This is a genomic window from Arthrobacter sp. ISL-65 (assembly GCF_018613795.1).
Taxonomy (GTDB): Bacteria; Actinomycetota; Actinomycetes; order Actinomycetales; family Micrococcaceae; genus Arthrobacter.
Window position 1 is genome coordinate 58,458 of record NZ_JAGGPN010000001.1, and the last position, 12,682, is coordinate 71,139.

Annotated in this window: 9 protein-coding genes; 2 read left to right on the forward strand and 7 right to left on the reverse strand. The window is 65.7% G+C overall.

Annotated features, from left to right (window positions below; translation table 11 throughout):
- Window positions 1–3,321: an isoleucine--tRNA ligase gene (gene ileS / locus J7I85_RS00270; RefSeq protein ID WP_214845096.1), complete on the reverse strand. Its 3,321-nt coding sequence runs from the start codon at window positions 3,319–3,321 to the stop codon at window positions 1–3.
- A 313-nt stretch (window positions 3,322–3,634) separates the two neighbouring features.
- Here ileS and J7I85_RS00275 point away from each other — a divergent pair, with 313 nt between their 5' ends.
- On the forward strand, window positions 3,635–4,681 hold the full coding sequence (locus J7I85_RS00275; protein ID WP_214845097.1) for an endonuclease/exonuclease/phosphatase family protein: 1,047 nt from the start codon (window positions 3,635–3,637) through the stop codon (window positions 4,679–4,681).
- 5 nt (window positions 4,682–4,686) lie between these two features.
- On the opposite strand, the gene J7I85_RS00280 is transcribed toward J7I85_RS00275, so the two are convergent.
- Together J7I85_RS00280 and J7I85_RS00285 are read right to left on the reverse strand one after the other, a co-directional pair.
- Complete coding sequence (locus J7I85_RS00280; protein ID WP_214845098.1) at window positions 4,687–5,478, reverse strand: SDR family oxidoreductase; 792 nt, start codon at window positions 5,476–5,478, stop codon at window positions 4,687–4,689.
- A gap of 43 nt (window positions 5,479–5,521) precedes the next feature.
- Window positions 5,522–5,896: a DUF488 domain-containing protein gene (locus J7I85_RS00285; RefSeq protein WP_214845099.1), complete on the reverse strand. Its 375-nt coding sequence runs from the start codon at window positions 5,894–5,896 to the stop codon at window positions 5,522–5,524.
- Window positions 5,897–5,979: 83 nt separating this feature from the next.
- On the opposite strand from J7I85_RS00285, the gene valS reads away from it, so the two are divergent.
- The gene (gene valS / locus J7I85_RS00290) at window positions 5,980–8,601 is read left to right on the forward strand and encodes a valine--tRNA ligase (protein WP_214845106.1); all 2,622 of its coding nucleotides are present in this window, start codon (window positions 5,980–5,982) and stop codon (window positions 8,599–8,601) included.
- Window positions 8,602–8,990: 389 nt separating this feature from the next.
- On the opposite strand, the gene J7I85_RS00295 is transcribed toward valS, so the two are convergent.
- The 4 genes from J7I85_RS00295 to J7I85_RS00310 form a co-directional block, all read right to left on the reverse strand.
- Entirely contained in the window at window positions 8,991–9,605 is a 615-nt protein-coding gene (locus tag J7I85_RS00295) for a DsbA family protein (protein WP_214845108.1), read from the reverse strand.
- A gap of 119 nt (window positions 9,606–9,724) precedes the next feature.
- Complete coding sequence (gene clpX / locus J7I85_RS00300) at window positions 9,725–11,011, reverse strand: ATP-dependent Clp protease ATP-binding subunit ClpX (RefSeq protein WP_214845110.1); 1,287 nt, start codon at window positions 11,009–11,011, stop codon at window positions 9,725–9,727.
- 196 nt (window positions 11,012–11,207) lie between these two features.
- Window positions 11,208–11,867 carry an ATP-dependent Clp protease proteolytic subunit gene (locus J7I85_RS00305; RefSeq protein WP_102972267.1) on the reverse strand — a complete coding sequence of 220 codons (660 nt, stop codon included), beginning with the start codon at window positions 11,865–11,867 and terminating at the stop codon, window positions 11,208–11,210.
- 38 nt (window positions 11,868–11,905) lie between these two features.
- A complete protein-coding gene (locus tag J7I85_RS00310) occupies window positions 11,906–12,520 on the reverse strand; it encodes an ATP-dependent Clp protease proteolytic subunit (protein WP_214845228.1) in 615 nt (204 codons plus the stop codon).
- Window positions 12,521–12,682 lie beyond the last annotated feature (162 nt).

Consider the following 12,682-nt stretch of genomic DNA (forward strand, 5'->3'; position numbering starts at 1 on the left):
TCAGGCCCCCATTTTTTCGACAGTAATCTGCAGCCCGGTGTCGTCCCCGCTCGAGTACAAGCCAAGTTCTACGGTGAGCGTCTCGGTGACCACAAGGTTTTCGTGCGCTTTCACGGCCTCGACAATATCCATCGACCCGGTAACGCTGGTCCTGATCCGGTCGCTGACGTTCAGCCCGGCGTCCTTGCGCGCCTGCTGGATGGCTCGGACCATGTCCCGGGCCAGGCCTTCGGCCTCGAGCTCGGGGGTGACCTCGGTGTTGAGGACCACGAAGCCGCCGCCAGGGAGGACCGCGACAGATGCGGAACCGCCGTCGGACTCTGCCACCACCGTCTCCAGCGTGTATTCCTGGGGCTCCAGCTCAAGGCCGCCCGCGGTGACCACACCGGCGTCGGAGACGGACCAGTCTCCGGACTTGGAACCCTTGATGGCCAACTGTACGTTCTTGCCGAGGCGCGGACCGGCCGCGCGGGCGTTGACCACGAGCTTCTGTTCGATGCCGAACTCCTCCGGGGAGGCAGTGGCGGCGTCCAGCAGTCGCACCGAGCGCAGGTTCAGTTCGTCGGCGACGACGGCGGCGAAACCGCCCAGCGCATCCGCGCCGGGTGCCACGACAGTGAGTTCCTGCAGCGGCAGGCGCACGCGCAGGTTGGCGGCCTTCCGCAGCGAGGAACCGGTGGAGCAGATCTGCTGCACGCGGTCCATCGCCTCGACCAGCGCGGCGTTGGACGGGAACAGCTCGGGGTCCGGCCAGTCGGCGAGGTGCACGGAGCGGCCGCCGGTGAGGCCGCGCCAGATCTCCTCGGAGACCAGCGGCAGCAGCGGGGCGGCCACGCGGCACACGGCTTCCAGGGCGGTGTACAGGGCGTCGAAGGCGTCGGCGTTCTCGTCGAAGAAGCGCTGGCGGCTGCGGCGGACATACCAGTTGGTGAGCATGTCCAGGTAGCTGCGGAGTTCGTCGCAGGCCCCGGAGATGTCGTAGGTGTCCAGCTGGGCGGTCATGTTCCGGACAAGGTCGCCGGTGTTTGCCAGCAGGTACTGGTCCAGGGTGTCCGCGTAGCCGTCGTACCGCAGCTGGGCGTCGTACCCGTTCCCGCCATCAGCGGCATTCGTGTACAGCGTGAAGAAGCTGTACACGTTCCACAGCGGCAGGATGACCTGGCGCACGCCGTCGCGGATGCCCTGCTCGGTGACCACGAGGTTGCCGCCGCGCAGGATGGGGCTGGACATGAGGAACCAGCGCATGGCGTCCGAACCGTCGCGGTCCAGCACCTCGGAGACGTCCGGGTAGTTGCGCAGGCTCTTGGACATCTTCTGCCCGTCCGAGCCCAGCACGATGCCGTGGCTGATGACGTTGCGGAAGGCCGGCCGGTCAAACAGCGCGGTGGACAGGATGTGCAGCATGTAGAACCAGCCGCGGGTCTGTCCGATGTACTCCACGATGAAGTCGGCCGGGTTGTGGGTGTCGAACCAGGCCTCGTTCTCGAACGGGTAGTGAACCTGGCCGTAGGGCATGGAGCCGGAGTCGAACCAGACGTCCAGCACGTCCTCCACGCGGCGCATGACGGACTGTCCCTCTTCGGGTGTGCGGGGGTCGTCCGGGTTGGGCCGGGTCAGTTCGTCGATGAACGGACGGTGCAGGTCCACCTGGCCATCCTTGTTCAGCGGCAGCCGGCCGAAGTCGGCCTCGATGTCCGCGAGCGACCCGTACACATCCGTGCGCGGGTACTCGGGGTCGCTGGACTGCCATACCGGGATGGGGCTGCCCCAGTAGCGGTTGCGGCTGATGGACCAGTCGCGGGCGTTGGCGAGCCACTTGCCGAACTGGCCGTCCTTGACGTTGCCGGGGATCCAGTTGATTTCCTGGTTCAGTTCAGACATCCGGTCGCGGAACTTGGTGACCTCCACGTACCAGGAGGAGACGGCGCGGTAGATCAGGGGGTTGCGGCAGCGCCAGCAGTGCGGGTAGCTGTGCTCGTAGCTGGCCTGGCGGACCAGGCGGCCCTGGGCTCGGAGCACCTGGGTGATGGGCTTGTTGGCTTCGAAGACCTGCAGCCCGACGATGTCGTGGAGGTCGCCGTGGGCGAACAGGTGCAGGAACTTGGCGCCCTCGTCCACGGACAGGACCACGGGGATGCCGGCTTCCTCGCAGACCTTCTGGTCATCCTCACCGTAGGCCGGGGCCTGGTGGACGATGCCGGTGCCGTCGGTGGTGGTGACGTAGTCCGCCACGAGGAAGCGCCAGGCGTTTTCCGTGCCGTACTTTTCCGTGTCGGCGAAGTCGTGCCAGAGCGGCTCGTAAGTGAGTTCCTCGAGCTCGGCTCCGGTGTGGGTGGAGCTGACAGCGGCAGCCGCGGCAGCGGCGTCGTCGTACCCCAGGTCCTTGGCGTAGCTGCCCAGCAGGTCTTCGGCGAGCAGGAAGCTGCCGGTGACGGGTGCCTCGGCCGAGGCGGCCTTGACGCCGTTCGGGCCGGCGGGCAGCACGGCGTAGCTGATGGAACGCCCGACGGCGAGCGCCAGGTTGGTGGGCAGCGTCCAGGGGGTGGTGGTCCAGGCGAGCGCCTGGACTCCGGCCAACTGCTTGGACAGTTCCGACTCCCCCGCCTTGACGGGGAAGGTCACCGTGACGGTCTGGTCCTGGCGGTTCTTGTAGACGTCATCATCCATGCGCAGCTCATGGTTGGACAGCGGCGTCTCGTCCTTCCAGCAGTACGGCAGCACGCGGTAGCCGTTGTAAGTCAGGCCCTTCTCGTGCAGCTGCTTGAAAGCCCAGAGCACGGACTCCATGTACTCGACGTTGAGCGTCTTGTAGTCGTTGTCGAAGTCCACCCAGCGGGCCTGGCGGGTGACGTAGGCCTGCCATTCGTTGGCGTACTTCATCACGGAGGCGCGGCAGGCGTCGTTGAACTTGTCGATGCCCATGGCCTCGATCTGGGTCTTGTCAGTCATGCCCAGCTGCTTCATGGCTTCCAGCTCGGCGGGAAGGCCGTGGGTGTCCCAGCCGAAGCGGCGCTCCACGCGCTTGCCGCGCTGGGTCTGGTAGCGGCCCACCAGGTCCTTGGCGTAGCCGGTCAGCAGGTGGCCGTAGTGCGGCAGGCCGTTGGCGAAGGGCGGGCCGTCGTAAAAGACGAATTCGTTGCTGCCGGGGGCACCGCCGGGAAGGTCGGCGCTGCGCTGGTCGATGCTTGCCTGGAAGGTGCCGTCCTCGTCCCAGTACTTGAGGATCCGCTCTTCGATCTCCGGGAACTTCACGGAGGCGGACACTCCTGCAGAGGAGCCCGGACCGGACGGGGCTGCTGAGGCCTTGGGGTAATACGTCATCTCGACATCCTGGGTTGAGCTGGTGAACAAATTCAGGATGCGAGGACGGCGCGTGCGCAGTCTTACAACTGCACCGGCACCGCGGTACCACCTCACTTACCGCTGCCGAACTCCAAGCGAGTTCGACCACGGCCGCTCATTGCTGCTGTGACGGGCTTACCCGTCCGGTTCTACTGGCCCTGGTCCGCAAGGCGGGCCGGGTGTTCTTCCGGAAGCTCACCGGTGATGGCCGGGTCAAAGCTGTTGGCTCCAGTCTAACTGCTGTTGCCGGGGCGGCCATAACCATCCGGCGGCCAGAGCCTAGACTCGATCCATGACTGCTTCGGCCCGGGTGTTGGCGCTCTGCATCCTCGTGCCGGTCGCTTCGCTTTCGGTGTTCCGTGCCATCCCGGCCGAATGGCCCACGCCGGTGGTCCAGCTGCTGTCCTTCACCCCGTGGCTGGTGATTCCTGCCGCCCTTGCGCTGGCCCTGGCGCTGCTGGGCCGGCGGCATCTGGTCACAGCCGCTGCCGTCCTGCTCCTGGGAGCCCAGCTTTTCTGGCTCTGGGCGCCGGATGCGGGCCGGGCGGATGGCGGGATAGCAGACGCCGGACGGGCGGGTGCAGGCCGGGCGGACTCCGGAGCCTCCGGTCCCGGCAGCACCGTTCCGCTGACGGTGATGAGTATCAATTCCCGCTTCGGCAAGGCCGATGCCGCCGAAATCGTCCGGCTGGTCCGGGACAACGGAGTGGAACTTCTCGCCATCCAAGAGCACACCCGGGCGCTGGAGGACCGGCTGGCCGCCGAGGGACTGGAGGGTCTCCTGCCCAACAGGATCAGCAGCCCATCAGAGAACGGCTCGGGCAGCGCAACGTACTCAAAACACCCCGTCCAAGCCATCGGGCGGATTCCCGACACACCGTTCCAGATGCCGACCTTCCGGGTGACCCTGCCCGCTGCCGGTGGTGCGGCCGCCACGCTCGAGGTCACGAACGTGCACACCCTCCCGCCGGTGGATGTCCGGGTCGGGCAGTGGCGCAGCGACCTTGAGTCGCTGGCCCGGCTGGTCGCCCGCGACGGGGCGGGCGGCCAGGGCAACCAGCTCCTGCTGGGCGATTTCAACGCCACCTACGACCACTCGGAGTTCCGCAGGCTGCTCGACGGCGGCCCGGGGGGCCGGAAGCTGGTGGACGTCGGCACGGCATCGGGGGCGCGGTTCATGCCCACGTGGCCGATGGACGGCCAGGCGCTTCCCGGCATCACCATCGACCATCTGGTCACCAGTCCGCGCATTCCGGCGTCGGGCTACGCCGTGCACCGCGTCCCCGGGACGGACCACGCGGCCGTACTGGCCACGCTGGACGTGCCGGTTGCGGGCTAGCCTGCTCAGGCCTGCTTGCGGATCAGCTTGTAGTTCGACGCCTGCGCCACCGGGCGGATGACGATCTGGTCGAGGTTCACGTGGTGCGGTGCGCTTACGGCGTAGCGCACCACATCCGCCACGTCCTCGGCGGTCAGGGGCTTTTCCACGCCCTGGTAGACCTTGCCGGCCGCCTGCGCGTCACCAAGCCGGTTCAGGGCAAACTCCTCGGTCTGGACCAGGCCGGGGGCAATCTCGACGACCCGGACGTTATGCTCGGCCTCTTCCAGCCGCAGCGCCCCGGTCAGGGCATGCTGGGCGAACTTGGCGGCGTTGTAGCCGCCCCCGCCGTCGTAGGCATCCAGCCCGGCCGTGGACGTCAGGTTCAGGACCGTGCCCTCGCCGTTCTCGCGCAGCATCGGCAGGAAAGCGCGGGTGAGCTTCATGGTGCCGAGGACGTTGACGCGGTACATCCACTCCCAGTCCTCGGTCACGGCCTGGCCCACACGGTCCGCTCCGCGGGCACCGCCGGCGATGTTGACCAGCGTGTCGATCCCGCCGGCGGAGGTCACCTCGGCCAACAGGCGGGCCACGTCCGCGTCCTCGGAAATGTCGGCAGCGAGGGCGACGGCGCCGGTCTCGGCTTCCAGCGCGGCCAGCCGTTCCTGGCGGCGGGCGACGGCGTACACAGTCCAGCCGTCTGCACGGAGCGCGCGAACGGTGGCCTCGCCAATGCCGGAGCTGGCGCCTGTAACGAGGGCTGCCTTCTTGGTGGACTTGTTGGTGGACACGTCAGAGCTTGCGGAAACCTCAGTCATGGCACCACCCTAGTGCCAACCGCAGGGTGGACCAGCCCAATGTTTACTTCCGCGAACCCCGTGCTGTAAGGAACTCCAGCAGTACCTTTGCATGGTTCACCTCCGGATCCCTGGCCGCGTACAGCAGCGTCACCTTCCGGTGCCCGGCCGCCAGGTCCCGGAGCTGGTCCACCGCGGGATTGCCCGCCAGCTCGTCCTCATACTGGGCACGAAAGTCCTCAAACCGCTCCTGCATGTGGGCGAATTCCTGCCGCAGCGGGGGCGACGGCGCGACGTCCTTGAGCCACAGCTCCAGCTGGGCCCGTTCCTTACTGACCCCGCGCGGCCAGAGCCTGTCCACCAGAACCCGGCAACCGTCGTCGTCAGCGGGTTCCTCATAGATGCGTTTGATTGCAAAGGAAGCGCCTGCTTTGCTCATACGCCGCATGCTACTCCCGGCGTGCGGCTGCAGGCGCCTGCCGACGGGCAGGAAACAACTGCCCGGCATGAAACAATTGGCCCATGGCTGAATCAACGCAGGGTACAGACACGCCCGCCACCGCCCCCATCAACGTTCCCGACAAGCCGGCCCTGGAGGGCCTGGAGGCTGCCCTTACGCAGCGCTGGCTCGAGGAAGGAACCTACCGGTTCGACCCGGACACCACCCGGGAGCAGGTCTACTCGATCGACACTCCCCCGCCCACCGCTTCCGGTTCCCTCCACGTGGGCCACATGTTCTCCTTCACGCAGACCGACGTGCAGGCGCGCTACATGCGCATGACCGGCAAGAACGTCTTCTACCCCATGGGCTGGGACGACAACGGCCTGCCCACCGAGCGCCGCGTCCAGAACTACTACGGCGTCCGCTGCGATCCCGCCATCCCGTACAACCCGGACTACCAGCCGCCGGCGCAGCCGGCGAAGAACCAGCGGGACTTCGACGTCGTCTCCCGGCAGAACTTCATCGAACTGTGTGAAGAGCTGGCCGTCGAGGACGAAAAGGTCTTCGAGAACCTGTTCCAGACCCTCGGCCTGTCCGTCGACTGGAACCTTACCTACCGCACCATCGACGACACCTCCCGCGCCGTCTCCCAGCGCGCCTTCCTTGCCAACCTGTCCGCCGGCGACGCCTACATGGCCGAGGCCCCCACGCTCTGGGACGTCACGTTCCGCACCGCGGTGGCCCAGGCCGAGCTCGAGGACCGCGAGGTGGCAGGCGCGTACTACCGCTACCCGTTCTTCACCGCCGAGGGCGAGAAGATCTTCATCGAGACCACCCGTCCCGAACTGCTCGCGGCCTGCGCCGCCCTGGTGGCAAACCCCGACGACGAGCGGTACCAGCCGCTGTTCGGCAAGACCGTGAAGTCCCCCCTGTTCGACGTCGAGCTCGAGGTCAAGGCCCACCCGCTGGCCAAGGCGGACAAGGGCTCGGGCATCGCGATGGTCTGCACCTTCGGCGACCTGACCGACGTGACCTGGTGGCGCGAACTCCAGCTCCCCACCCGTGCGATCGTGGGCCGCGACGGCCGCATCCTCGCCGAGACCCCGGAGTGGATCACCACGGACGCCGGCCGCGAGGCGTACGCCGCCATCGCCGGCAAGACGGTCTTCTCCGCCAAGGAGGCCGTGGTGGAGCTGCTTACGGCAGCGGACCTGCTCGACGGCGAACCCAAGAAGATCACCCACCCGGTGAACTTCTTCGAAAAGGGTGACAAGCCCCTCGAGGTGGTCACGTCCCGGCAGTGGTACATCCGCAACGGCGGCCGCGACGAGGACCGCCGCGAACGCCTGATCGGCCGCGGGAAGGACATCGAGTTCCACCCGCCCTTCATGCGCTCGCGCTACGAGAACTGGATCGCCGGCCTCAACGGGGACTGGCTTGTCTCCCGCCAGCGCTTCTTCGGCGTGCCGATCCCGGTCTGGTACCCGCTGGACGCCCAGGGCAACCCGGACTACGACAACCCTGTCCTGCCGTCCGACGACCTGCTGCCGGTGGACCCCGCGGCCGACGCCGCGCCCGGCTACGACGAGTCCCAGCGTGACCAGCCCAACGGCTTCACCGGTGACGCTGACGTGCTGGACACCTGGGCCACCTCATCCCTGACCCCGCAGATCGTGGGCGGCTGGAGCCGGGACGAGGACCTGTTCGCCAAGGTGTTCCCGTTCGATCTGCGCCCCCAGGGACACGACATCATCCGCACCTGGCTGTTCTCCTCCGCCGTCCGCGCCGACGCCCTGCAGGACGTCGCCCCTTGGAAGCACGCGGCCATCTCCGGCTGGATCCTGGACCCGGACCGCAAGAAGATGTCCAAGTCCAAGGGCAACGTGGTGGTGCCGACGGATGTCCTGAACGAGTATGGCTCAGACGCCGTCCGCTACTGGGCGGCCTCCGCGCGCCTGGGCGCGGACACCGCCTACGAGATCGCGCAGATGAAGATCGGCCGCCGCCTGGCCATCAAGCTGCTGAACGCCTCGAAGTTCGTCCTGAACCTGGGCGCCACGGAGAATTCGGTGGTTTCCACCGATCTGTCCGTCCTGACCAATCCCCTGGACCGTGCCCTGCTGGCCCAGCTCTCCGACGTCGTGGCCCAGGCTACCAAGGCGTTCGACAACTACGACTACGCCCGGGCGCTGCAGATCAGCGAATCGTTCTTCTGGCAGTTCACCGACGACTACGTCGAGCTGATCAAGGATCGCGCCTATGGTGCCGCCGGCGAGACCGAGCAGGCTTCGGTTCTCGCTGCCCTGGCCACCACGCTGGATTCGCTGCTGCGCCTCTTCGCGCCGTTCCTGCCCTTCGCCACCGAAGAGGTCTGGGGCTGGTGGCGGGCCGGTTCCGTGCACCGCGCCGCCTGGCCGGCGCCGCTGGAGATCACCGACGGGGACACCGGCATGCTGGGAACCGTGGGCATTGCCCTCAGCGGCATCCGGAAGGCCAAGTCGGAGGCCAAGGTCAAGCAGCGCACCGAGGTCCTGTCGGCGACGATCACGGCGACAGAGTCTCTCGTGGCCCAGCTCCAGGCAGGGCTCGGGGACCTCAAGGCAGCGGCCAACGCGCAGGAAATCTCGCTCAACACGGGCGAGGGCGAGCTCACGGTCAGCGACGTGGAACTGGCTCCGGCCGAGGAGCCTGCACAGGCCTAAGGTGAAGTGAGCCCGGAGCATTTCGGGCAGTTCCGGATGTTTCCGGGCAAAGGGGAAGCCCCATCAGCGTTTTGCCGTTGGTGGGGCTTCGACTTTTCGGCTGTCTGGTGACATCTTTGACAGTCTGGCAAGATCCTTGGAGTTTCAGGTCTTCCTACCTTGTCACCGGTAGTCTGCTTCTAACTTTGCCGAAGGCTGCGTTGGAAGCCTGTCACTGAATCTTTGGTTCTTGCGTCTCACTTCTTTCGAAGTGGGTAAGTTCCATCTTTGTCCTCCTGCTGCGGATGCGCAAGAGCCCCGGCGGAACTACTCTCATGTAGTTCCGCCGGGGCTCCGAAGCCGGGGCTCTGTCTGCCCGACGGCGGCCCCGCAGGCCGCGCGTTCCAGGACTAGTCGAAGGCAGGGCTTTCGGTCCGGCTGCGCTTGATCTCGAAGAAGTGCGGGTAGGCCGCGAGGGTGACCGACGCGTCCCAGATCTTCCCGGCTTCCTCCCCGCGCGGAATGCGGGTGAGGACGGGTCCGAAGAACGCGGTGCCGTTGAAGGCGACCACGGGGGTTCCGACGTCCTGGCCCACCAGGGAGATGCCCTTTTCATGGCTGGCACGCAGCTGCGGGTCGTACTCGTCGGAGCCGGCGGCGGCTGCCAGCTCGGCGGGGAGGCCGCAGTCGGCCAGGGCCTTGCTGATGACGATCGAGAAGTCCTTCTGCCCGCCGTCGTGGATCTGCGATCCCATGGCGTCGTACAGCGGCTTGACCACGTGGTCACCGTGCTGTTCCTGGGCGGCGATGATGACCCTGACCGGCCCCCAGGCCTTGTCCATGGCGTCACGGTACTTGGGATCGAGGTCGCGGCCTTCGTTCAGCACGGACAGGCTCATGACGTGCCACTCCGTCTGGATGTCGCGGACGCCTTCCACCTCGCCGATCCAGCGGGAGGTGATCCAGGCGAACGGGCAAAGGGGGTCGAACCAGAAGTCGGCCTTGTTGGCGGCGGTTTCAGACACAGCAAATCTCCTCAGGGAAGTCTTCGGGGTGTGGCGCGCCGCAAAGCCATACTCGCAGGGCACCTTAAGCGACAGCGATGAATCGGGTCGGTTTATTCCGGTGCAGCGATTTATCCGGGCTAGGCTGACTTGTTCCGCCGCTTGGCCACGACGTCGTGCGTGATCATGGTGGGCTGGGCCTTCTTGGCCACCACGTCGGCGGTGATGACCACGCTGGCGATGTCGTCCCTGCTGGGCAGGTCGAACATGACCGGCAGGAGGACTTCCTCCATGATGGCTCGCAGTCCGCGGGCTCCGGTTCCCCGTTCCAGGGCCTGGTCGGCAATCACGTCCAGGGCGGCGTCGTCGAACACCAGCTCCACGCCGTCCAGCTGGAACATCTTCTGGTACTGCTTGACCAAGGCGTTCTTGGGCGTGGACAGGATCTGGATCAGGGCGGGACGGTCAAGGCTGGAGACGGTGGTGATGACCGGCAGGCGGCCGATGAACTCCGGAATAAGCCCGAACTTCAGCAGGTCTTCCGGCATCACTTCGCCATAGGAGTCGGTGTTCTTGACCTCGTTCAGCGGAGCGCCGAAGCCGATGCCCTTGCGGCCGGAGCGGGAACCGATGATGTCCTCCAGGCCGGCGAAGGCGCCGGCAACGATGAAGAGGACATTCGTGGTGTCGATCTGGATGAATTCCTGGTGGGGGTGCTTGCGGCCGCCCTGCGGCGGAACCGAGGCAACCGTTCCTTCGAGGATCTTCAGCAGGGCCTGCTGCACGCCCTCGCCCGAGACATCGCGGGTGATCGAGGGGTTTTCGCTCTTGCGCGAAATCTTGTCGATCTCGTCGATGTAGATGATGCCCTGTTCGGCCTTCTTGACGTCATAGTCGGCGGCCTGGATGAGCTTGAGGAGGATGTTCTCCACGTCTTCGCCCACATACCCGGCTTCGGTCAGGGCGGTGGCGTCGGCAACGGCAAAGGGGACGTTCAGCCGGCGCGCCAGGGTCTGCGCAAGGTAGGTCTTGCCGCAGCCGGTGGGGCCAATCAGAAGAATGTTGGACTTCGAGATTTCAACGTCGTCGTGGTGGACGCCCTCGGCCAGTGTGCCGCTCTTGGGCGCATGCCCGGCCTGGATCCGCTTGTAGTGGTTGTAGACCGCGACGGCGAGGGAACGCTTGGCCGGTTCCTGGCCAATGACGTATTCCTGCAGGAAGTCAAAGATTTCGCGGGGCTTGGGCAGTTCGAAACTGCCCAGATCGGCGACCTCTGCGAGTTCTTCCTCGATGATCTCGTTACAGAGCTCGATGCACTCATCGCAGATGTAGACGCCGGGCCCGGCAATGAGCTTGCGCACCTGCTTTTGGCTCTTGCCGCAGAAAGAGCACTTGAGCAGATCCGCGCTCTCGCCAATCCGAGCCATATGTGAACCCCTTAGTATCTTGCCGCAAGGGCAGCTTTGCACCGGTTGCATCTAACCACGGCCGGGATCCGGCAATGATTTACATCCACTCTAGGTCACATTCGGCCCGAGGGGTGGAAACCGGGCGCCGGTGCGGTTCAAAAATCTAAACCGCACCGGCGCCCGTTACTTCTGTTTACCCGGCATGTGCCCGCATCTAGCGGGCAAGTGCCTGCGGCTTGATCTTGCGGGAATCGAGGACCTGGTCAATCAGGCCGTAATTCTGCGCCTCAGCGGCCGTGAGGATCTTGTCCCGCTCGATGTCGTTGTTGACCTGTTCCGGCGTCCGGCCGGAGTGCTTGGCCAGGGTATCCTCCAGCCAGGTCCGCATGCGCATGACTTCGGCCGCCTGGATCTCCAGGTCGGATGCCTGTCCGCCCTGGCCGCCGGACAGTGCCGGCTGGTGGATCAGGACGCGGGCGTTGGGCAGGGCGAGGCGCTTGCCCGGCGTTCCGGCGGCCAGCAGCACGGCCGCGGCACTTGCGGCCTGGCCCAGGCACACGGTCTGGATCTCGGGGCGGATGTACTGCATGGTGTCGTAGATCGCGGTCATGGCGGTGAAGGAGCCGCCTGGCGAGTTGATGTAGATGGTGATGTCGCGGTCCGGGTCCGTGGACTCCAGCACCAGCAGCTGCGCCATGACGTCATCGGCAGAGGCGTCGTCCACCTGGACGCCGAGGAAGATGATGCGGTCCTCGAAGAGCTTGGTGTAGGGGTCCTGGCGCTTGAAGCCATACGGCGTGCGCTCCTCGAACTGCGGCAGAACGTAGCGGCTTGTCGGCAGGTTACCGGCAGACGATCCGAAATTGTAGTTCATGTTCATTGCTCCTGGATTCAGTTCTGTCTTGTTGCCGGTTAGCTCTGGCCGTTTGATGAAGCGTTTTGGGTTCCGCCGCCGCCGGCGACAGAACCTGCATGCGCCGAGATCTTGTCGAAGAAGCCATACTCGAGCGCCTCGCTGGCGGTGAACCACTTGTCGCGGTCGTTGTCCTTGAGGATGGTGTCCACGGTCTGTCCGGTCTGGTCCGCCGTGAGCTCAGCCATGACCTTCTTCATGTGGAGGATCAGCTCGGCCTGGATCTTGATGTCCGAAGCCGTTCCGCCGATGCCGCCGGAAGGCTGGTGCATCAGGATGCGGGCGTTCGGGGTGGCGTACCGCTTGCCCTTGGTGCCGGAGGACAGCAGGAACTGTCCCATGGAGGCCGCCAGGCCGGTGGCGACGGTAACGACGTCATTGGGGATGAACTGCATGGTGTCGTAGATGGCCATGCCGGCCGTCACCGAGCCGCCGGGCGAGTTGATGTAGAGGTAGATGTCCTTGTTGGGATCCTCGGCGGAAAGCAGCAGCAGCTGTGAGCAGATGGCGTTCGCGTTCTCGTCGCGGACCTCGGAGCCAAGCCAGATGATGCGCTCTTTCAGCAGGCGGTTGTAGATGTAGTTGTCCTGGGCTGCAGGATCGACGGTTGCCATGCGGGGGGCCGCTGCTTGCTGTGACATTTGTACTTACCTCTCGCTGGTGACGGTGACATCACTGAACGACATCACTGAACTTCACTACTTGGACACTAACCGCTTTCGGAGCGGATTTGTTCGTCGGAATCACGCTGTTCGCTGACGGCGCACGATTGCCCG